Raw genomic sequence first — 20,866 nt, forward strand, 5'->3', positions numbered from 1 at the left:
GTGTTCAGCCGCCGTTGCGCTTCGGGGCCACCGGTTCCGGCGTGGCGTCCCAGATCTTCTCCGCGTAGTCGCGCACCGTGCGGTCAATGGAGAAGTAGCCCATGCGCGCGATGTTGGTGAGCGCCGCGGTGTTCCAGCATTCCGGCTGCGCATACAGCGCGTCGGCCCGCTCGCAGGCCTCGCGGTAGGCGGGGTAGTCGGCGAGCACGAAGAACGGGTCCTGGTGGCGCAGATAGTGCCCCAGTTCTGCATGGGTGGCGTTGTCGTCGCAGGTGAAATAGCCCTGCTCGATCATCTCCACCGTGCGGCTCAGCGCGGGCCGGCCGGCGAGCATGGCCTCGGGGACCTCGCCGCGGGCGCGGTGGGCGACCACCTCGGACTCGGTCATGCCGAAGATGAAGATGTTGTCCTCGCCCACCGCGTCGCGGATCTCGATGTTGGCACCGTCCAGCGTGCCGACGGTCAGCGCGCCGTTCAGTGCCAGCTTCATGTTGCCGGTGCCCGAGGCCTCGAAGCCCGCGGTGGAGATCTGCTCCGAGAGGTCCGCCGCGGGGATGATTACGGTCGCGGCGCTGACTTCGTAGTTGGGGATGAACACGCACTTCAGGCGGTCGCCCACCTGCGGGTCGTGGTTGATGACGTCCGCGACCTCGTTGATGACCTGGATGATGTCCTTGGCGCGCTGGTAGCCGGGGGCCGCCTTGCCGCCGAAGATCACCACCCGCGGGGGGACGTTCTCGCCGTCGCGGATGCGGTTGTACAGCTCGATGACGTGCAGCAGCTTGAGCAGCTGGCGCTTGTATTCGTGGATGCGCTTGATCTGCACATCAAAAAGCACGTCGGTGCGGATGCGGATGCCGGTGCGCTCGCGCACCAGCGTGGCCAGGCGCTCCTTGTTCTTGCGCTTGACCTGCTGAAACTTCTGTTGAAGCTCCGGATCCGCGACCCAGGGCTCCAGCGCGCGCAGGCGTTCAAGGTCGTACTGCCAGTCGTGACCGATCTTTTCACCGAGGAACTCGGTCAGCTCCGGATTGGCCTGGATCATCCACAGCCGGGGGGTGACGCCGTTGGTGACATTGACGAAGCGTTCCGGCCACAGCTGGTAGAAATCGGCGAACAGGGTCTGTTTCAGCAGCTCGGTATGCAGGGCGGCGACGCCGTTGATCTGGTGTGAACCGACCACCGCCAGATGGGCCATGCGGACGTTCCGGCCGCCTTCCTCGTCGATCAGCGACAGCCGCTTGAGGCGCTCCTCGTCGCCGGGGAAGCGCCGGCGCACCATCTCGAGGAATTCGTGGTTGATGCGGTAGATGATCTGCATGTGCCGCGGCAGCACGCGGGTCATCAGGTCCACCGGCCAGGTTTCCAGTGCCTCGGGCATCAGGGTGTGGTTGGTGTAGGCGAATACCTGTCGGCAGAGCTCCCAGGCACGGGCCCAGTGCAGCCCGTGACGGTCCATCAGCAAGCGCATCAACTCCGCCACCGCGATCGCCGGGTGGGTGTCGTTCAGCTGGATCGCGACCTGGTGGGGCAGGTCGTCCAGGGTATACCCGAGCTCGGTGTGGCGGTCGAGGATGTCGTGCAATGAGGCGGCGACGAAGAAGTACTCCTGCTTCAGCCGCAGTTCTTTGCCGATGGCGGTGGCGTCGTTGGGATAGAGCACCATGGAGATGCTCTCCGACTGGCTCTTGTCGGCCACGGCGCGGATGTAGTCGCCCTCGTTGAAATAGCGCAGATCGAAGTCGCGGGTGGCCTTGGCCCCCCACAGGCGCAGGTTGTTGACGTTGCGCCGGCCATAACCCGCGGTGGGGTAGTCATAGGCCATGGCCAGGATCTGTTCGCCGTCTTCCCAGGAGTAATGTACCGAGCCGTCGTTCCGGTGGTGTTCCACTACCTCGCCGTAGAAGCGGATCGGGTATTTGCGTTCCGCGCGCGGGAACTCCCAGGGGTTGCCGTAGCGCAGCCAGTTGTCCGGGTGCTCGACCTGACGGTAGGGCTCGAATTGCTGGCGGAACATGCCGTATTCATAGCGGATGCCGTAGCCGAAGCCGGGATAGCCCTGGGTTGCCAGCGATTCGAGGATGCAGGCGGCCAGGCGCCCGAGGCCGCCGTTGCCCAGCGCGGCGTCATCCTCCCAGGCAACGATCTCGTCGTAGTCCTGTCCCAGCTGAGCGAGGGCCTCGCGGGTCTCGTCGAGGATGCCGGTGTTGCGCAGGTTGGCCTCCAGCATGCGCCCGATCAGGTACTCCATCGACAGGTAATAGACCCGCTTGACGTCTTCCGCGTCGAACTGGCGGCGGGTCAGCAGCCGGCGTTCGATCATGCGTTCGCGCACCGCGAACGAGGTGGCATCGAGCCAGTCGCGCTGGGTGGCCTGTTTCGGATCCTTTCCGACGAACCGCACCATGGCATCGCGGATGGACTGTTTCAGGCCCTCGGTATCGTGCGGGAGCGGGCTGAGCGGGGGGGCCGTAGTGTCGGCGCTGGTGGACATCTTTTTTCTCCGGGGGGTTGCGGCCGGACACGCCCGCCATCGACCCCGGCGCCGTTCAGGCGGGGCGGTCGATGGCGCGGTGTCCAATATCGGTACGGAAGTATATACCCTCGAAGCGGATTTCCCCGAGGGCGGTGTAGGTCTTTTTCTGCGCGTCGGCATAATCGGTCCCCAGACCAACCACGCACAGCACGCGGCCTCCGGCGGTGATGACCTGCCCATGGTCGTCGATGGTGGTGCCGGCATGGAACACGCGGGCGTCGGGAAGCGGCTCCACCGCCTCCAGGCCCTCGATCACATCGCCCTTGCGGTATGCGTCCGGGTAGCCCTCGGCGGCGGCGACCACGCCCAGCGCCACGCGCGGGTCCCAGCGGGCTTCCACCTGGTCGAGCCGGCCGTCCAGCGCGGCCTCGACCAGACCCGCCAGGTCGCTTTCCAGGCGCATCAGGATCGGCTGGGTCTCCGGGTCGCCAAAACGGCAGTTGAATTCCAGCACCTTCGGGTTGCCGTCGGCATCGACCATGATCCCGGCATACAGGAACCCGGTATAGGCCTCGCCGTCGGCGGCCATGCCGCGCACCACGGGTTCGATGACCTCGTGCAGGATGCGGTCGTGCAGGGTGTCGGTGACCACCGGGGCCGGCGAATAGGCACCCATGCCCCCGGTGTTGGGGCCACGGTCGCCGTCATCGCGCGCCTTGTGGTCCTGCGAGGAGGCCAGCGGCAGCACGTGCTCGCCGTCCACCATGCAGATGAAGCTGGCCTCCTCGCCCTGCAGGAATTCCTCGACGACCACCCGGTGCCCGGCCTCGCCGAAGGCATTGCCGGCCAGCATGTCGCGTACCGCGGCGCGCGCCTCGTCCGTGGTCTGCGCGAGGATCACGCCCTTGCCGGCGGCCAGGCCGTCGGCCTTCACCACGATGGGCGCGCCGTGGGTGTCGATGAACGCCAGCGCGGCGTCCTCGTCCTCGAAGCTGCCGTACGCCGCCGTGGGGATGCCGTGGCGCTGCATGAAATCCTTGGCGAAGGATTTCGATCCCTCCAGGCGCGCGGCGTCGGCGGTGGGACCGAAGATCGGCTGGCCGGCGGCGCGGAAGGCATCCACCACGCCCGCAACCAGCGGTGCCTCGGGCCCGACCACGGTGAAGGCGACATCCTCGTTCCGGGCCACGGCTAGCAGGCCGTCGATGTCGGTGGCGGCGCAGTCGACGTTCTCGCAGCCGGGTTCGCCGGCGGTGCCGGCATTGCCCGGCGCGACCAGCACCCGCGCGACCCGCGCGGACTGCGCCAGTTTCCAGGCGAGGGCGTGTTCGCGCCCGCCGCCGCCGATCACCAGTACGTTGATGGCCGTTTCGTTCATGAGCGTTCTCCTGCGGCCGCGATCAGTGGCGGAAGTGGCGCATGCCGGTGAAGACCATCGCGATGCCGTGCTCGTCGGCCGCGGCGATGACTTCTTCGTCGCGCATCGAGCCGCCCGGCTGGATCACCGCGGTGATGCCGGCGCTGGCGGCGGCATCGATGCCGTCGCGGAACGGGAAGAAGGCGTCCGAGGCCATCACCGAACCGGCCACCTGCAGACCCTCGTCGGCGGCCTTGATCCCGGCGATGCGCGCGGAATACACCCGGCTCATCTGGCCGGCGCCCACGCCGACGGTCTGCTGGTCGCGGGCATATACGATGGCGTTGGATTTTACGTACTTGCCCACCTGCCAGGCGAAGGCCAGGTCGCGGTTCTCCTGCTCGGTGGGTGCGCGCGCGGTGACGATCTTCAGGTCTGCGTCGGCCAGCGAGCCGCGGTCGGTGTCCTGCACCAGCAGTCCGCCCCCGATGCGCTTGTAGTCCAGCCCCGGGGCGGCGGGGGCGTCCGGGATCTCCAGCACGCGCACGTTCTTCTTCGCGCTCAGCGCGCGCAGGGCGCCGGGAGTGATCTCCGGCGCCATCACCACCTCGACGAACTGGCGACTGATGATGGCCTGCGCGGCGTCACCCTCCAGCGGGCGGTTGAACGCGATGATGCCGCCGAAGGCCGAGGTCGGGTCGGTCTGGAACGCGCGCTCGTAGCTCATCAGCTGGGACGGGGCGACCGCGACCCCGCAGGGATTGGCATGCTTGACGATCACGCAGGCCGCTTCGTCGAATTGGCGCACGCACTCCCAGGCGGCATCGGCATCCGCCAGGTTGTTGTAGGACAGCGACTTGCCCTGGTGCTGGCGGTAGCTGGCGAGGGCCCCCGGAGCCGGCTGCGGGTCGCGATAGAACGCCGCCCGCTGATGCGGGTTTTCGCCGTAGCGCAGGGATTCGACGCGCTCGAAAGTCGCGTTGAGCTGGCCCGGGAAGTCTTCCTGGTGACCGTCGTCATCCAGTGCCGACAGATAATTGCTGATCGCCGCATCGTAGCGGGCGACGTGATCGAACGCCGCCACGGCGAAGCGAAAGCGCAGCGGGGCCGGGATGCCGCCGTGTTCGTCCAGGGCGTCAATGATCGTGCGGTACTGGCCCGGGTCGGTCGCCACGGTCACGTCACGGTAGTTCTTGGCGGCCGCGCGCAGCATGGCCGGGCCGCCGATGTCAATGTTCTCGATCGCATCGTCCAGGGTGGTGTCGGGCCGGGCCACGGTGTTCTCGAAGGGGTACAGATTCACCACCAGAAGATCGATCGGAGGGATGTCATGGGTCTCCATCGCCCCGGCGTCCGTGTCCCGCCGGCCCAGCAGGCCGCCGTGCACCCGCGGATGCAGGGTCTTGACTCGTCCGTCCATGATCTCGGGGAAGCCGGTGTGTTCCGAGACCTCGGTCACCGGGATCCCGTGTTCGCTCAGCAGCCGCGCGGTACCACCGGTGGAGAGCAGTTCGACGCTGCGTTCATGGAGGTGGCGGGCGAGTTCCACCACGCCGGTTTTTTCGGAAACGGACAGCAGCGCGCGGCGCACGGGAGCCTGAGTAGTCATGGGACCTCGAAATCGCGTCAAAACGGCCATTATAGCGAAGGTGCCGGCCTTGTCGCGGCCGTTCGGGCGGGTGGGGTGCCGGACGGTGCGGCCGGTGGCGGGTTTGTAATTTGGGCGCAAAACCTTTAGCGTATAAAAACACTTTCGGACACAACGCCTGCGTTCCGACGCAACGCATGGCACCGTTTGCGATCCCCGAGCCAGGCGAGCGAAAGCCGCCAGACCACGGCTCGGCACCCGGGCAACCACCGAATCCTTCCGGGTGTCAGGAACCGCCGGCCAGGCCGGCGCCGGATGCTGGAAACAACGCATCCGTCTCGGGAGCCCGCGATGACGGGCCGCCCGTACCCGGTCCTCGCAGGAGAAGTTTCATGCCAGCGACCCGGGATGCGAGGTCGTTTTCGGTCATGCAGGTGTTGTAACCCGGTGCGTCCGCGGCCACGAGGGCTGCGGGTGCACTTCATTGCAGCAAAGCCAAGAGGAATCACCATGTCAGCGAACGTGAAGAACGATCAGGACTTCGGCGAGAAGCCGACGGAAACCCGCGATACCGACCATTACCTTGAGGAATACACCACGGGTTTTGTCGACAAGTGGGACGATCTGATCGACTGGGACAGCCGCGCCAAGAGCGAAGGCACGTTCTTCATCGAGGAACTGAAGAAGCGCGGCGCCAAGCGCGTGCTGGACGTCGCGGCCGGTACCGGCTTCCACTCGGTCCAGCTGATCGAGGCGGGCTTTGACGTGGTCACCGCCGACGGCAGCCCCGAGATGCTCGTCAAGGCCTTCGAGAACGGCCGTTCGCGCGGCCACATCCTGCGCACGGTGCAGGCTGACTGGCGCATGCTCAACCGCGACATCCACGGCCACTACGACGCCGTGGTCTGCCTCGGCAACTCGTTCACCCACCTGTTCAACGAGCACGACCGCCGCAAGGCCCTGGCCGAGTTCTATGCCGCGCTGCGCCACGACGGCGTGCTGATCCTCGACCAGCGCAACTACGACACCATCCTGGATCACGGCTACTCGTCCAAGCACACGTACTACTACTGCGGTGACAACGTGCAGGTGGAACCGGCCCACGTCGACGAAGGCCTGGCCCGTTTCCAGTACCGCTTCCCTGACGGTTCCGAGTACTTCCTGAACATGTTCCCGCTGCGCAAGGCCTACGTCCGCCGCCTGATGCGCGAGGTCGGTTTCCAGAAGATCGACACCTACGGGGACTTCCAGGAGACCTATCGCGAGGCCGACCCGGACTTCTTCATTCACGTCGCCGACAAGACCTATATCGAGGGCGAGGATCGATGAGCCAGGAGTATTCTGACGTCGTTGAAACGGCGCGCGACTATTACAACAGTGCGGACGCCGACACCTTCTACAAGATGGTGTGGGGCGGTGAAGACCTGCATATCGGCCTGTACGAGTACCAGGACGAGCCGATCGGTGATGCCAGCCGCCGTACCGTCGCCCACATGGCCGACCTGCTGGGCGAGCCGCAGCCGGAATGGCGCGTGATCGACATGGGCGCGGGCTATGGTGGCGTGGCCCGCTACCTGGTCGAGAACTACGGTTGTGACGTGACCGCGCTGAACCTCTCCGAGAAGGAGAACGAGCGCGATCGCGAGATCAACAAGGCGCGCAAGCTGGACCACAAGATCACCGTGGTCGACGGTTCCTTCGAGAAGGTGGACGAGCCGGACGCGACCTACGACGTGGTGTGGTCCGAGGATTCGTTCCTGCACAGCCCGAACGAGGACAAGTACAAGGTCATCCAGGAGGCGGCGCGGCTGCTCAAGCCGGGTGGCTGGCTGATCTTTACCGATCCGATGCAGACCGATGACTGCCCCGGGGGCGTGCTGGACCCGATCCTTGCGCGCATCCACCTCGATTCGCTGGCCTCCCCGTCCCTGTACCGCGATGCGGCGCAGAAGGCCGGGCTGCGCGAGATCGGTTTCGAGGAGCATTCCGGGCAGATCTCGACGCACTACGGTCGCGTGAAGCAGGAGCTGGAATCCCGCGAGGACGAGCTCAAGCGCTTCATCTCGCAGGACTACATGGACCGCATGAAGCAGGGCCTGCAGCACTGGGTCGACGGGGGCAACTCCGGGTACCTGACCTGGGGCATCTTCCGCTTCCGCAAGCCGGACTAAGAAGGCCCGTTATCGCGGGTCCCGCGGGCGTGCGTCGTCCGGGGCCCGCCAGATTCCGCCCCGTCGACCCTCGGCGGGGCGGAAGTGTATCTTGTAGTCCATGCGGGGTGCGTTCGGGATCCAGTACCCGAGATAGACATGCGGCAGGCTCAGGTTCCGCGCATGCTCGATCTGGCACAGGATGCCGAACGTGCCCAGCGCACGGGCCGGAAGATCCGGCTCGTAGAAGGTATACATGGCCGACAGCCCCTGCGGCGTATGATCGGTGATGGCGACGCCGAGCAGTTGTCCGGCGCGGCGGAACTCCAGCAGCTCCACCGGGGCGCTGCGTTCCGTCAGCATGCCGGCGTATTCCTCGCGATTCATCTGCTCCATGCCGCCACCCGCGTGGCGGTTGCGCAGATAGCGCAGGAACAGCGGCATGTGTTCGTCCAGGTCGGCCTCGGTGCGACCGTCCCCCGCCCCCGGCGGGGCGCGATGTTTGATATCGAGGTCGGCGTTGGCGCGCAGGCAGCGGCGCTGGCTGCGGTTCGGCCGGAAGGTGGGCACCGGGATGCGCACCGGCACGCAGGCATCGCAGGCCGGGCAGTGGTGGCGATAGACAAAACGGCCGCTGCGGCGAAAGCCCTCGGCCAGCAGGGCCCCGAAGCCGGCGGCATCCAGCCGGGCCTCGGGGTCGACCAGCAGGGACTGCATCTCGCGCCCGTCCGTGATGTACGGACAGGGCTGTGGGGCGGTCAGATACCAGCGGATCGGGGATTCCTGCATTCCGCTATCGTGACAGCTCCGGCCCGGGGCGCCAATGCGTCCCGGGCCGTGACCCCGCCACCGGCGGGACATGACCGGAGTTCGATGCCCGGCATGCTAAAGTAATGACATTTGAAACCAATGGTGTACCGCACATGACGGCAACGCGACAAGATATCGAGAACGCCCTGAAAGAACGCATCCTGATCCTGGATGGCGGTATGGGCACGACCATCCAGCTGTACGAGCTGGGGGAAGCCGATTATCGCGGCGAGCGCTTCAAGGACTGGGAATCCGACCTGAAGGGCAACAACGACCTGCTCTCCCTGACCCGCCCGGACATCATCGAGCAGATCCACAATGATTACCTCGAGGCCGGCGCCGACATCATCGAGGCGAATACCTTCAACGGTACCCGCATCGCGATGGCGGACTACCACATGGAGGACCTGGTCCCCGAGCTGAACCGCGAATCCGCCAAGCTCGCGCGCAAGGCCGCCGACGCCTGGACCGCGAAGACCCCGGACAAGCCGCGTTTCGTTGCCGGCATCCTTGGCCCGACCAACCGTACGGCCTCGATCTCCCCGGACGTGAACGACCCGGGTGCGCGCAACGTCGATTTCGACACCCTGGTCGCTGCGTACAAGGAGGCCGCCGAGGCCCTGATCGAGGGCGGCGTCGACCTGCTGCTGATCGAGACGGTGTTCGACACCCTGAACGCCAAGGCCGCGATCTTCGCGGTCAAGACCCTGGAAGACGAGCTCGGGAAGGACCTCCCGATCATGATCTCCGGGACCATCACCGATGCCTCCGGGCGCACCCTGTCGGGCCAGACCACCGAGGCCTTCTGGAATTCGGTACGCCACGCCAACCCCGTGTCCATCGGCCTGAACTGCGCCCTGGGTGCGAAGGAAATGCGCCAGTACGTGGAAGAGCTGTCGCGCATCGCCGATACCCACGTCTCCGCGCACCCGAACGCCGGTCTGCCGAACGAATTCGGCGACTACGACGAGAGCCCGGAGCAGATGGCTGCGGATGTCGGCCCGTGGGCCGAACAGGGCATGCTGAACATCATCGGCGGCTGCTGTGGCACCCTGCCCGAGCACATCCGCGCCATGCGCGAGGCGGTCGAGAAATTCCCGCCGCGCAAGGTGCCGGAGGTTTCTCCGGCCTGCCGTCTGTCTGGTCTGGAGCCGTGCAACATCACCGACGACTCGCTGTTCGTGAACGTTGGCGAGCGCACCAACGTGACCGGCTCGCGCAAGTTCCTGCGCCTGATCCAGAACGAGGAATACGACGTCGCGCTGGAAGTCGCGCTGAACCAGGTCGAGGGCGGTGCCCAGATCATCGACGTCAACATGGACGAGGGCATGCTGGAGTCGCAAGATGCGATGGTCCGCTTCCTCAACCTGCTGGCCGGCGAGCCCGACATCGCTCGTGTGCCGGTGATGATCGACTCCTCCAAGTTCGAGATCATCGAGGCGGGCCTGAAGTGCGTGCAGGGCAAGCCGGTGGTCAACTCGATCTCCATGAAGGAGGGCGAGGAGAACTTCATCAAGCAGGCCGAGCTGTGCCGCCGCTACGGGGCCGCGATCGTGGTCATGGCCTTCGACGAGGACGGCCAGGCCGACAACGAGCAGCGCCGCGTCGAGATCTGTACCCGGGCATACAAGCTGCTGACCGAGAAGGTCGGCTTCCCGGCCGAAGACATCATCTTCGACCCGAACATCTTCGCGGTCGCGACCGGGATCGAGGAGCACAATAACTACGGCGTGGACTTCATCGAGGCCACCCGTCGCATCAAGAATGATCTGCCGCACGCGCTGATCTCCGGCGGCGTGTCGAACGTGTCGTTCTCCTTCCGCGGCAACGAGCCGGTCCGCGAGGCGATCCACGCCGTGTTCCTGTACCACGCCATCAAGGCGGGTATGGACATGGGGATCGTTAACGCCGGTCAGCTGGCGGTGTACGACGACATCGACGAGAAGCTGAAGGAAGCGGTCGAGGACGTGGTCCTGAACCGTCGCGACGACGCGACCGACCGGCTGCTCGAGCTGTCCGAGGAATACAAGGGCCAGGGCGGCGGCAAGAAGGAAGAGAACCTCGAGTGGCGCGAGTGGGAAGTCAGCAAGCGCCTCGAGCACTCCCTGGTCAAGGGTATCGACACCTACGTGGTGGACGACACTGAAGAGGCCCGTCAGGCCTACGACCGCCCGATCCAGGTGATCGAGGGGCCGCTGATGGACGGCATGAACGTGGTCGGCGACCTGTTCGGCGAGGGCAAGATGTTCCTGCCGCAGGTGGTCAAGTCCGCGCGCGTGATGAAGAAGGCCGTGGCCCACCTGATTCCGTACATCGAGGCCGAGAAGACCGGTACCGAGAACAACGGCAAGATCCTGATGGCCACCGTGAAGGGCGACGTCCACGACATCGGCAAGAACATCGTCGGCGTGGTCCTGCAGTGCAACAACTTCGAGGTCATCGACATCGGCGTGATGCAGCCGGGTGCCGAGATCCTGAAGGCCGCCAAGGAGCATGATGTCGACGTCATCGGCCTGTCCGGCCTGATCACGCCCTCGCTGGAGGAGATGGCCAACTTCGCCGCCGATCTCGAGCGCGAGGGCATGACCACGCCGCTGATGATTGGCGGCGCGACCACCTCGCGCGCCCACACCGCGGTCAAGATCGAGCCGAACTACTCCGGCCCGGTGGTTTGGGTGAAGGACGCCTCGCGTGCCGTGGGTGTGGCCCAGAGCCTGATCAGCCCCGAACTGCGCGAGAACTACGCCGCCGAGATCCGCGAGGAATACGAGAAGCTGCGCGTGCAGAACGCCGGGCGCAAGAAGAAGGTCCAGTGGCTGTCGCTGGAGAAGGCGCGCGCCAACAAGCCGGAGATCGACTGGTCCGCCTACGCCCCGGCGAAGCCGAAGGCGCTGGAGACCGAGGACCTGCCGGGCGAGCCGACCGTGCTGCATCCGCACGGCGATGGCTCGGTGCTGCTGCGCTTCGATGACTTCGACCTGAACAAGGTCAAGGAGTATATCGACTGGACGCCGTTCTTCCATTCCTGGCAGCTGCATGCGGCCTATCCGCGCATCCTCGAAGACGAAAAGGTCGGCGAGGAGGCACGCAAGCTGTTCAAGGACGGCCAGGAGATGCTGCAGCGGATGATCGACGAGAAGTGGGTCACCTGCCGCGGCGTGGTCGGCTTCTTCCCGGCGAACAGCGTCGATCACGACGACATCGAGGTCTACACCGACGAGAACCGCAGCCAGGTGCTGAAGAAACTGCACCACCTGCGCCAGCAGACCGAGAAGCGTCGCGGTCAGCCCAGCCACTCGCTGGCGGACTTCGTCATGCCGAAGGAGGCCGGTGGCCCGGACTACATCGGTGCGTTTGCCGTCAGTGCCGGCGGTGACGTGGATGCGAAGGCCGAAGAATATGAAAAGGCCAACGACGACTACCACGCCATCCTTGTGAAGAGCCTGGCGGACCGCCTGGCCGAGGCCTTTGCCGAGTGCATGCACGAATACGTGCGCAAGTACTACTGGGGCTACGTCGCGGACGAGCAGCTCGAGAACGAGGACCTGATCGAAGAGAAGTATCAGGGCATCCGTCCGGCACCCGGTTACCCGGCCTGCCCCGAGCACACCGAGAAGGCCACGCTCTGGGAGCTGCTGCAGGCGGAGGAAAACGCCGACATGACGCTCACCGAGAGCTATGCCATGCTGCCGGTGTCGGCCGTCTCCGGCTGGTACTTCGCGCACCCGGAGTCGCGTTACTTCGGCCTCGGCAAGGTCAACCGCGACCAGGTCGAGGACTATGCGAAGCGCAAGGGCATGTCGTTCGAGGAGGCCGAGCGCTGGCTCGCGCCGAATATCGGCTACGACGACAGCGACGAGGCCAAGGCGGAAGCCGCGGCCGAGCGCGAGGCGCGCAGCGCGTAACCGCAGGGTCCGCCCTGCGACCCGAATCAGGCCCCGCCCCGTGCGGGGCCTTTTTCGTGGGTGGAATACCGTGGAAGACCTGTCCCGGTTTCCGCGCGTCGCCGGATGTTTGTATCCTGCAGGCATGACCCGGCGGGCGCCCGCGCCCGTCGCCCCATACCAACGGAGCCCCGCATGACCTCAGGTCAGGAAAGCGATTCCACCCAGCACGTCCTCACTCTGCGCCAGACCCGACTGGAGGACTACGACGACATCCGCGAAATCATGGAGCGGGTATACCAGGACCTGGACGGGGCCTGGAGCGAGGCGCAGTTCCGCTCCCAGGTGACGCGCTTTCCCGAAGGGCAGATCTGCATCGAGGACAACGGGAAGGTGGTGGCGGCGGCGATCAGCCTGATCGTCGAGTACAAGCGCTTCGGCGATCACCACAACTACTGGCAGATCACCGGCAACGGCTTTCTCACCACTCACGACCCGGACGGGGACACGCTCTACGGCGTGGACATCTTCGTGCACCCCGATTACCGCGGCCTGCGGCTGGGGCGGCGCCTGTACGACGCGCGCAAGGAGCTGTGCGAAAAGCTGAACCTGCGCGCGATCGTGGCCGGCGGACGCATCCCCGGATACGAGGCCCATCGTGAAGAGATGACGCCGCAGCAGTACGTGGAGAAGGTCAAGAACCACGAGGTCACCGATCCGATCCTGACCTTCCAGCTGGCGAACGACTTCCACGTGCGCAAGATCATCACGGACTACCTCCCGGACGACGAAAAGTCCGGGGCGTATGCCACGCTGATCGAATGGCTCAACATCTACTACGAGGAAAAGGAAAAGCTGATCGGCGGAAGCCGCTCGGACGTGCGCATCGGCGTGGTCCAGTGGCAGATGCGGCCTACCGCCGACCTCGATGCCCTGTTCCAGCAGGTGGAGTACTTCGTGGACGCGGTGTCGGGTTACCGCGCCGACTGCGTGCTGTTCCCGGAGTTCTTCAACGGACCGCTGATGGGGGCGTTCAACCAGGACTATCCGGCCGAGGCCGTGCGCCGGCTGGCGGAGTACACCGAGGACATCCGCGAGGAGATGGTGCGCCTGGCGCTGTCCTACAACATCAACATCGTCGCCGGGTCGATGCCCGAGTACCACGACGACGTGCTGCGCAACGTGTCCTACCTGTGCCGCCGCGACGGGACCTGGGACCGCCAGTACAAGCTGCACGTGACCCCCGACGAGATCGGCTACTGGGGCCTGCAGGGCGGTGAGGAGGTGCATGTCTTCGACACCGACTTCGGCAAGATCGGCATCCTCATCTGCTACGACGTGGAGTTTCCCGAACTTCCCCGCGTGATGGCCGATCATGGCCTGCAGATCCTGTTCGTCCCCTACTGGACCGATACCAAGAACGCCTACCTGCGCGTGCGTCGCTGCGCCCAGGCCCGGGCCATCGAGAACGAGTGCTACGTGGTCATGTCCGGTTCGGTGGGCAACCTGCCGCGGGTGGAGAACATGGACATGCAGTATTCGCAGGCTGCGGTGTTCACTCCGTCGGACTTTGCCTTCCCGCATGACGCGGTGGCGGCCGAGGCGACTCCCAACACGGAGATGACCCTGATCGTGGATCTCGACCTGGACAATCTCAAGGAACTGCGCAACCACGGTTCGGTGCGCAACCTGCGCGACCGCCGGCGGGACCTCTACGCAATCGACTGGAAATCCAGCCCCGTATAGTACGGCCTGGATCCAAAACGTGAAGGGCGTCCGGGGGTGTCCGCCCCGACGGGGTGGCTTTGTTCGGCGATCGTCCGTAATCTGAAGCATGGACAGGTCGATCGGTGCGTGCGCGCGGGAGGCCACGGAAAGGCATCGAGGCATTCAGGGGGTAACCATGGCGGAAGCAGTGACGAGCGAAACGCCCGGGGCCGGCGCCGGCAAAGGCGGGCCACGTACGGCCGTTCTGGTCGTGGATGACTCCAAGGTCATCCGCGTGGCCCTGCAGCGCATCCTCCGGGATACCCATACCGTGTACGAGGCCGCGGACGGGGAAGAGGCCTGGGCCCGGATGCAGGAGCAGAACGACATCGGTCTGGTGCTGACTGACCTCTCCATGCCGAAGCTCGACGGGCAGGATCTCCTGATGCGCATCCGGGACGGCGCCGACGGCGTGCCGGCGGATCTGCCCGTGGGGATCGTTACGGGGCAGGAGAATGACGAACAGTCCGAGGAAGACTGGCGTTCCATGGGTGCGAACGCCGTGCTCAAGAAGCCGTTTGTCCCCGGACGGGTCCGCGAGGTCGTGGCCGAGCTCCTGCCCGAACACGCCGCACCCGATGAAGAGACCGAGGCCGAGCTGCGCCACCTGCGTGACGAGGTCGAGCGGCTGCGCCGGGAACTCATGCTGCGTCAGAGCTCCTCCGGCGACCGCGAGCTGCACAACGAACTGGAGCGGCTGCGCCAGGCCCTGGCGGAATCCCGCGATGATGCCACCGCGGCCTATCAGCGCGCCGACGAATATGAGGAAAAGAGCCGTTCGCTCGAGCAGGAGCTGGAAGAGGCGCGCCAGCGCCTGAGCGAGGCCAGCGAGACCCTGGAGCAGGCACAGGAACAATCGGCGGAGGAGGCCGGGGCCGCGTCCGACGACGACCGCCAGCAGCGGGTGACCGAGCTGGAAGGCGAGGTGATCCGGCTGGAGCACGAGCTGGTCGAGCTGGAGCGCGAACGGGACAAGGCCCGGGAAGAGCGGGATGCGGCAAACAAGACCGCCGAGCGCCTGCGCAGGGAGCGCAATCAGCAGACCGAGCGCGCATCGGCTGCCGAGACTGCACAGCACGAGCTGAAGACGCAGTGCTCCGATCAGGGGAGTACGCTGGGTCAGCTCCGCGCCAGCCTTGAACAGCGGGAACGCGAGCTGTCCGAGGCGGTGCACAAGAACAAGTCCCTGCGCGCGCGCATCCGTGATCTGGAGCTGGAGCTCAACGGGGGGCCGAAGGCCGCGCCGGTGGCCGAGGAGTCTTCCACTGACCAGGGGGGGGAGCCCCCGACCCCGACCGGCTCCGGGAAAGCCAGCTTCGATCCGCCCAGTGATCGCCTGTGGTCGCGGCCATGGTTCCGCGGGGTGCTGGTGGCCGCGGTGCTGGCCGTGATCTTCCTGGGCGTACTGATCTACCTCCGGGGGTTCTGAGCCCCCCGGAGGTTCGTGCAGCGCCCGCGTCGGGTCTACTTCAGGCGACGCTCCAGGGCCCCCAGCAGGTGCTGCCAGGAATCCCGGTCGGCGCGTTCGTCATAGCCCACCGGCATGTCGAAGCGCTCGGCGATGCTGTCGGCGTCGGGGTTGGTAAAGCTGTGCAGCACGCCACCGAAATCCACCAGGGTCCAGTCCGCGTCGGCGTTGTCCATCTCCTCGCGGAAGGCATCCACCTGTTCCTTCGGCACCATCGGGTCGGCCGCGCCATTGAAGACCAGGACTTCGGGCTTCAGGGTGTCGGCCGACGCCGGGTGCTCGGTGGCCAGTGCGCCATGGAAGCTTGCCACCACGGCCAGATCGGCTCCGGCGCGTGCTGCTTCCAGCGCCACCGTGCCGCCAAAGCAGTAGCCCACGGCCGCCACCGGCTGGTCCGCGGTCTGATCGTGGCCGCGCAGGTAGTCATGCGCTGCGCCGAAGCGCTCTAGCATCATGTCCCGGTTTTCGCGCACCTGCCCGGCGAATTCGCCGGCCTCGGACGGATGGTCCGCGGTGCGGCCGTCGCCGTACATGTCCAGCGAGAAGGCGGTGTAGCCTTCCGCGGCCAGCTGCTCGGCGCGGCTGCGGGCGTAGTCGTTGTGTCCCCACCATTCGTGGACCACCAGCACGCCCGGGCGCGGACCGTCGACCGACGGATCCCAGGCGATAAAGCCCTCGAAGGTCTGGCCGTCGTGCTCGTAGGTCACGGATTCGGTGTGCAGGTCGGCCAGCGCCAGGCCGGGGAACAGTGCGGCCAGCGCCACGGCGGCACTCAGGGTTCGCAGTGGTTGCATGGGGTGTCTCCTTGTCGAATCGCCGAATCGGCTTTTCGAGTATGGTCCCGCTCCGGAATGCGAACAAGAGCGCCCGTTCCGGGATGCGTCGGGGCAGCGCAGGGGCTAAGCTTGAGGAGCGGCGCGGAAGGGCAATGCCGCACGGGAGGAGATCCGATGAGCGACGAGACGGGCTTTGCAAGCCTTGAGGCCCGGGTGGAGGCGGCGGACCGGCTGCTGGCCATGCCGCAGGTGGTTTTCGAGGTCTCGCGGCTGCTGGACGACGACGAAAGCACCCAGCCGCAGATCGCTGCGGCGCTCGGGCGTGATCCCGGTCTGGTGGCCCATGTGCTGCGGCTGGCCAACAGCCCCGCCTATGCGCCGGCCCGTGGTGTGGATTCGATCGAGCGGGCGGTGGCGATGCTGGGGCGCGACGTCCTGCAGCGTCTGGTGGTGGCGAGTGCCGTGACGCGCTCCATGAACACCCTCCCCGAGCAGGAGCGTCTGCCGCTGGAGACCTTCTGGCGTCATTCGGCCTACTGCGCCGTCATCGCCCGGCAGCTGGCGCAGGAGGTGGCCCCGCGTGCGGCCGGCGTGGTCTTTCTGGCGGGATTGCTGCACGACCTGGGCAAGCTGCTGCTGTTCTCGCAGTCGCCCGAAGCGGCACACCGCGCCTTTCTGGCGAGCCTGGATACCGCGCAGGGCCCGTCGCCGCAGGCCGCCGAGCGCGAACAGATGGGCTTCGACCATGCCCGTCTGGGCGGGGCGCTGGCCGAGCGCTGGGGGCTGCCCGAGGCCCTGGTGGAGGGTATTGCCTGGCACCATGATCCGCTGTCCGCCAGCGATCGCCATCGACCCTCGGTGGCGCTGGTGCATCTGGCCAACACCGGCGCTCACCTCGCCGAGATCGATTCGCGCGACTGGGCCGATGCGCCGCCGCTGGAAGAACAGGCCTGGGCGATCGCCGGGGTCTCGCCGGAGATGCTGCTGCAGGCGGTGGAAGACGCCCAGCACGAGGTCCTGGCGGTGCAGGCCCTGTCCGATCCGGAGGTGGGTACGCCGGCCGGCTGATGGCCATGCGAGAACCCGGGCGGGGCGTCGGCGGTCTACCGGAATGACTGTGAGGAACTTGCCATGCCCCGTTGCTCCCGCGCTCGCTCTGTTCCCGGAATACCGTGTTCCAGCCGCATGGTCCGGTTGGCACTGCTGCTGATCGTCGGCCTCGGCGTGGCCGGCTGCGCCTCGGTGCCCGAACGGCTGGGGCCGCTTCCCGACCAGCGCCTGGATCTGGCCGCGGTGCGTGCCGATGTGGCTGCCGCCGAAGGTGCGCTCGTGGTCTGGGGCGGGGTGGTCGCAGAGGTCGAGAATACTGACGACGGGACCCGCCTGGAGATCGTCGCGCGCCCTCTGGGACGCGATGCGCGGCCGCGGGAAACCGATGTCTCCCCCGGGCGGTTTCGCGTGTGCGCGGACGACTTCCTCGAACCGCGAGACCATGCCCCGGGGCGCGAGGTGACCGTGCGCGGACGGATTGCGGGCAGCGAAGAAGGCCGCATTGGCGAGCATGCCTACGAGTTCGTGCGGCTGGAGGCCGAGGTCGTGCATCTCTGGGACCGACGTCCGTTTCCGCAGGACCGGCGGTACGATCCCTGGTACGACCCGTGGTATGACCCGTGGTACCACTCGGGCATGCCCCGCGGTTACTACGGGCCCGGCTGGCGTCACCCCCGTCCGCTGCATCACCATCCGTATCACGACGGGCACTTCCGGTGAATCCGATGTACGAATACAGATCCGGTAACCGTTGTTTGTCCCGTCGCGTGTCGGGCGTTGCGCGGGCTCTCCTGGCGGTCCTGCTGGCGCTGGTGCTCGCGGGTTGCGCGGCCACGCCGCTGGAGGCGCCGCGCCCCGCCGAACCGGTGGAGCCGCGCGCGGTTACCGCCGAGCGGCTGCCGCAGACCGACCAGATGTGGGGCGGCGTCATCGCCGAGGTCGACCACGGCCCCGAAACCACCGTGCTCGAGGTTCTGGCCTATCCGTTACGGGGGCAGGAGCCACGCACCGGGGCGGCCAGTCAGGGGCGTTTCCGGGTCGTGGTGGACGGCTTCCTCGATCCGGTGGATTATCGCCCCGGGCGCCGCGTGACGGCCACCGGGCCGGTCACCGCGGTGGAGACTGGCCGGATCGGCGAGGCGGAATATCGCTTCCCGGTGCTGGAAGCCCGGCAGCTGCACCTGTGGCCGGTGGGCGCGCCGTCCGCACCCGGCCGCGTGAACTTCGGCATCGGTATCGGGATCGGACTGTGACGTTTCCAATCGTTCTATTCAGGGAGTGACATGCAAGCCATTCTGTTCAACGAGCCCGGCTCCGCCGACGTTTTATACCTGGGCGAATGCCCCGATCCGGTGATCCGCGAACCCGACGAGGTGCGCGTGCGCCTGCTGGCGGCCGGCGTGAACCCGGTCGACACCAAGGTCCGTGCCGGTGGCATGCTGGTCGAGGGCGCGCCGCACAACACCCCCGGCTGCGACGGGGTGGGTGTTGTCGAGGCCTGCGGCGACGCGGTGAAGCACGTTCGCCCGGGGCAGCGCGTGGCGTTCTGTTTCGGTGGCACCGGCGCCGATCCGGGGACCTGTGCCGAACAGGCGCTGGTGCCCGAGGCTGCCCTGGTGCCCGTCCCCGACGGAGTCTCCGACGCCGAAGCGGCGGCCCTGCCGCTGGCCTGGATTACCGCCCGGGAAGCGCTGTTCGACCGTGGCGGGCTGCAGAAGGGCGACTATGTCCTGGTCCATGCGGCCAGTGGAGGAGTCGGACAGATGGCGGTCCAGCTGGCGCGGGCCGCCGGTGCCCGAGTGCTCGGGCTGGTGCGCAGCGATGCCGGTGTGGAGGTGATGCATGCCCTGGGGGCGGATCACGTGGACATCCGCAGTGACCGAGCCGCGACGGATATCGCCGCCTTCACTGACGGGCGTTATTTCGACCTGGTGCTGGATACCGTCGGCGGTGACACCTTCGTCGAGGGACTGGGGCAGATCCGCTTCGGCGGCCGCCTGGTGACCCTGCTGGCACCCCCCGACGGCATGGACTGGAACCCGGCGCGGCTGCAGAACGCGGCCATCCATCTGGAGCTGATGCTCACCCCGATGCTGCAGCGCAGCCGGACGGGGCTGGCGCGCCAGGCGAAGGTCGTGGCCGATGGCCTCGCGCGACTGGCCGCCGGTACTCTGGAGGTCAATGTCGAGGATGTCCTGCCGCTGGCGCAGACCGCGGAGGCGCACCGGCGGATCGAGGCCGGCGGGCGCCGGGGCAAGCTGGTGCTGCGTATCCCCGATTGAGGCGGGCCCGATTGAGGCGGGCCTGACTGAGAAGCCGGTTGTTCAGCCGCCGAAAAGGTGGCTGAATACCCGCGCACCGCCGATGTAGGTGCCGGCGGCGGAGCCCAGGGTGGTCAGCAGAAACACGAGCAGCACGCGGGAGACGCGGTTTTGCCACCACCCGCGGGCGTGGGTGGTGTCCTGGGGCAGGCGGGCAAAATCGGACACGCGGGGCTTGCGCAGGAAGATCTCCGCGGCGGCGGCGACAAAACCGACACCGATGGTGGGGTTCAGGGAGGTCAGCGGGGCGGCCAGCGCGGCGGTCAGGAGGGTCAGCGGATGGGCCAGGGCGATCGCCGCTCCCACCGCGGCCAGGCCGCCATTGATGACCACCCAGTCGATGATCATCCGGATGCCGATGTCGGGGTTGCGCAGGAATCCGATCACGAAGCCGGTGAGGATCACCCCGACCACGACCCACGGGATGACCTTCGGCCAGCGGGCCTTCGGCGGGGCCTGGTCGAGTTCGTCCAGGATCTCGTCGGGCGGCCGTTGCTGCTGACCGATCTGTTCGGCGATGCCGGCCAGATGCCCGGCGCCGACCACTGCGAGGATGCGCCGGTGCTCGCCGCTGGCGGCCATGCGGCGCAGATGCGCGGCCATGTACAGGTCGCGTTCGTGGATCAGCGTGCCGTACAGGGCCTCCGACTGTTCGGCGAACTCGCTGAAGGTGTTTTCCAGCATGTCGCCTTCCTTCAGACGCTCGATCTCGCTCTCGTCGATCTTTTCGCGGCTGAGCACGCTGCCCAGCAGGCCGCCGACCAGGCCCATGCGCTGCCACCACGGCACGGCCCGGTAGGTGCGTCGGAGGGTCAGTCCCAGGTCGCGGTCGATCAGCGCCAGCGGCACGCCCTGATCCAGGGCGCCGTCCATGGCCGCGCGCATTTCCGCCCCCGGCTCAATCCCGTACTGCTCGGCCAGACGCTGCTGATAGGCCCCCAGGGCGAGACTGGCGGCGATCATCGGGGCCTGGCCCTGACGGATCACGCTGAACAGGTCCATCCGGCCCAGCGCATCCGGGTCCAGCATGGCCCGCTGGCGGCTCTCGCACAGCTCGATGGCGACCGCGTCGAAGCTTTCGGTGTCGATCAGGCTGCGTACCCGGTCCGCGCTGGCCCGCGAGACATGGGCGGTGCCCAGCAGCACGACCTCGGTGTCCCCCAGCTGCAGTACGCGATGGGGTTCGCTGGCGATCAGGTCCTCGACGTTCGGAGTCATG

15 protein-coding genes are annotated in these 20,866 nt (G+C 66.8%); 9 read left to right on the forward strand and 6 right to left on the reverse strand.

What is annotated here, in order from left to right; translation table 11 throughout:
* Window positions 1–4: 4 nt before the first annotated feature.
* The 3 genes from B1A74_RS01400 to purH are packed head-to-tail and all read right to left on the reverse strand — an operon-like array spanning window position 5 to window position 5,442.
* Window positions 5–2,494, reverse strand: a complete 2,490-nt coding sequence (locus B1A74_RS01400) for a glycogen/starch/alpha-glucan phosphorylase (RefSeq protein WP_077243555.1) — start codon at window positions 2,492–2,494, stop codon at window positions 5–7.
* 55 nt (window positions 2,495–2,549) lie between these two features.
* Window positions 2,550–3,839, reverse strand: coding sequence for a phosphoribosylamine--glycine ligase (gene purD / locus B1A74_RS01405; RefSeq protein ID WP_026279423.1), 1,290 nt, complete (start codon window positions 3,837–3,839; stop codon window positions 2,550–2,552).
* Between the two features lie 37 nt (window positions 3,840–3,876).
* Window positions 3,877–5,442 (reverse strand): bifunctional phosphoribosylaminoimidazolecarboxamide formyltransferase/IMP cyclohydrolase, encoded by a 1,566-nt coding sequence (purH, locus tag B1A74_RS01410; RefSeq protein WP_024329239.1) that lies wholly within the window; start codon window positions 5,440–5,442, stop codon window positions 3,877–3,879.
* Window positions 5,443–5,931: 489 nt separating this feature from the next.
* On the opposite strand from purH, the gene B1A74_RS01415 reads away from it, so the two are divergent.
* Both B1A74_RS01415 and B1A74_RS01420 read left to right on the forward strand, forming a co-directional pair.
* Complete coding sequence (locus tag B1A74_RS01415; RefSeq protein WP_018947057.1) at window positions 5,932–6,750, forward strand: glycine/sarcosine N-methyltransferase; 819 nt, start codon at window positions 5,932–5,934, stop codon at window positions 6,748–6,750.
* The gene (locus B1A74_RS01420; RefSeq protein ID WP_018947056.1) at window positions 6,747–7,592 is read left to right on the forward strand and encodes a methyltransferase domain-containing protein; all 846 of its coding nucleotides are present in this window, start codon (window positions 6,747–6,749) and stop codon (window positions 7,590–7,592) included. The genes B1A74_RS01415 and B1A74_RS01420 overlap by 4 nt, the downstream gene beginning before the upstream one ends.
* A 9-nt stretch (window positions 7,593–7,601) precedes the next feature.
* Here the strand turns inward: B1A74_RS01420 and B1A74_RS01425 are convergent, their stop codons facing one another.
* Entirely contained in the window at window positions 7,602–8,360 is a 759-nt protein-coding gene (locus B1A74_RS01425; RefSeq protein WP_077243556.1) for an arginyltransferase, read from the reverse strand.
* 134 nt (window positions 8,361–8,494) lie between these two features.
* Between B1A74_RS01425 and metH the strand changes: the two genes are divergently transcribed.
* The 3 genes from metH (at window position 8,495) to B1A74_RS01440 (ending at window position 15,461) form a co-directional block, all read left to right on the forward strand.
* Window positions 8,495–12,286, forward strand: coding sequence for a methionine synthase (gene metH, locus B1A74_RS01430; RefSeq protein WP_077243567.1), 3,792 nt, complete (start codon window positions 8,495–8,497; stop codon window positions 12,284–12,286).
* A gap of 174 nt (window positions 12,287–12,460) precedes the next feature.
* A complete protein-coding gene (locus B1A74_RS01435) occupies window positions 12,461–14,011 on the forward strand; it encodes a bifunctional GNAT family N-acetyltransferase/carbon-nitrogen hydrolase family protein (RefSeq protein ID WP_018947053.1) in 1,551 nt (516 codons plus the stop codon).
* Window positions 14,012–14,168: 157 nt separating this feature from the next.
* A complete protein-coding gene (locus B1A74_RS01440; RefSeq protein WP_018947052.1) occupies window positions 14,169–15,461 on the forward strand; it encodes a response regulator in 1,293 nt (430 codons plus the stop codon).
* Window positions 15,462–15,496: 35 nt separating this feature from the next.
* On the opposite strand, the gene B1A74_RS01445 is transcribed toward B1A74_RS01440, so the two are convergent.
* On the reverse strand, window positions 15,497–16,294 hold the full coding sequence (locus B1A74_RS01445) for a dienelactone hydrolase family protein (RefSeq protein WP_018947051.1): 798 nt from the start codon (window positions 16,292–16,294) through the stop codon (window positions 15,497–15,499).
* 156 nt (window positions 16,295–16,450) lie between these two features.
* Here B1A74_RS01445 and B1A74_RS01450 point away from each other — a divergent pair, with 156 nt between their 5' ends.
* The 4 genes from B1A74_RS01450 to B1A74_RS01465 all read left to right on the forward strand — a co-directional run bounded on the left by B1A74_RS01450 (window position 16,451) and on the right by B1A74_RS01465 (window position 19,608).
* Window positions 16,451–17,344: an HDOD domain-containing protein gene (locus tag B1A74_RS01450; RefSeq protein ID WP_018947050.1), complete on the forward strand. Its 894-nt coding sequence runs from the start codon at window positions 16,451–16,453 to the stop codon at window positions 17,342–17,344.
* A 117-nt stretch (window positions 17,345–17,461) separates the two neighbouring features.
* On the forward strand, window positions 17,462–18,046 hold the full coding sequence (locus B1A74_RS01455) for a Slp family lipoprotein (RefSeq protein ID WP_281623685.1): 585 nt from the start codon (window positions 17,462–17,464) through the stop codon (window positions 18,044–18,046).
* 47 nt (window positions 18,047–18,093) lie between these two features.
* A complete protein-coding gene (locus B1A74_RS01460) occupies window positions 18,094–18,579 on the forward strand; it encodes a Slp family lipoprotein (RefSeq protein ID WP_018947048.1) in 486 nt (161 codons plus the stop codon).
* 30 nt (window positions 18,580–18,609) lie between these two features.
* Window positions 18,610–19,608, forward strand: a complete 999-nt coding sequence (locus B1A74_RS01465) for a quinone oxidoreductase family protein (RefSeq protein WP_018947047.1) — start codon at window positions 18,610–18,612, stop codon at window positions 19,606–19,608.
* Between the two features lie 42 nt (window positions 19,609–19,650).
* On the opposite strand, the gene B1A74_RS01470 is transcribed toward B1A74_RS01465, so the two are convergent.
* On the reverse strand, window positions 19,651–20,865 hold the full coding sequence (locus B1A74_RS01470) for a TraB/GumN family protein (protein ID WP_077243557.1): 1,215 nt from the start codon (window positions 20,863–20,865) through the stop codon (window positions 19,651–19,653).
* Window position 20,866 lies beyond the last annotated feature (1 nt).

It is taken from the genome of Thioalkalivibrio halophilus (genome assembly GCF_001995255.1).
Lineage (GTDB): Bacteria > Pseudomonadota > Gammaproteobacteria > Ectothiorhodospirales > Ectothiorhodospiraceae > Thioalkalivibrio > Thioalkalivibrio halophilus.

Bases quoted from the DNA above. Each gene is read 5' to 3' on its own strand.
- B1A74_RS01400 (WP_077243555.1), bottom strand. From the start codon at position 2,494: ATGTCCACCAGCGCCGACACTACGGCCCCCCCGCTCAGCCCGCTCCCG.
- purH (WP_024329239.1), bottom strand. From the start codon at position 5,442: ATGACTACTCAGGCTCCCGTGCGCCGCGCGCTGCTGTCCGTTTCCGAA.
- B1A74_RS01415 (WP_018947057.1), top strand. From the start codon at position 5,932: ATGTCAGCGAACGTGAAGAACGATCAGGACTTCGGCGAGAAGCCGACG.
- B1A74_RS01420 (WP_018947056.1), top strand. From the start codon at position 6,747: ATGAGCCAGGAGTATTCTGACGTCGTTGAAACGGCGCGCGACTATTAC.
- B1A74_RS01425 (WP_077243556.1), bottom strand. From the start codon at position 8,360: ATGCAGGAATCCCCGATCCGCTGGTATCTGACCGCCCCACAGCCCTGT.
- metH (WP_077243567.1), top strand. From the start codon at position 8,495: ATGACGGCAACGCGACAAGATATCGAGAACGCCCTGAAAGAACGCATC.
- B1A74_RS01435 (WP_018947053.1), top strand. From the start codon at position 12,461: ATGACCTCAGGTCAGGAAAGCGATTCCACCCAGCACGTCCTCACTCTG.
- B1A74_RS01440 (WP_018947052.1), top strand. From the start codon at position 14,169: ATGGCGGAAGCAGTGACGAGCGAAACGCCCGGGGCCGGCGCCGGCAAA.
- B1A74_RS01445 (WP_018947051.1), bottom strand. From the start codon at position 16,294: ATGCAACCACTGCGAACCCTGAGTGCCGCCGTGGCGCTGGCCGCACTG.
- B1A74_RS01450 (WP_018947050.1), top strand. From the start codon at position 16,451: ATGAGCGACGAGACGGGCTTTGCAAGCCTTGAGGCCCGGGTGGAGGCG.
- B1A74_RS01455 (WP_281623685.1), top strand. From the start codon at position 17,462: ATGGTCCGGTTGGCACTGCTGCTGATCGTCGGCCTCGGCGTGGCCGGC.
- B1A74_RS01465 (WP_018947047.1), top strand. From the start codon at position 18,610: ATGCAAGCCATTCTGTTCAACGAGCCCGGCTCCGCCGACGTTTTATAC.
- B1A74_RS01470 (WP_077243557.1), bottom strand. From the start codon at position 20,865: ATGACTCCGAACGTCGAGGACCTGATCGCCAGCGAACCCCATCGCGTA.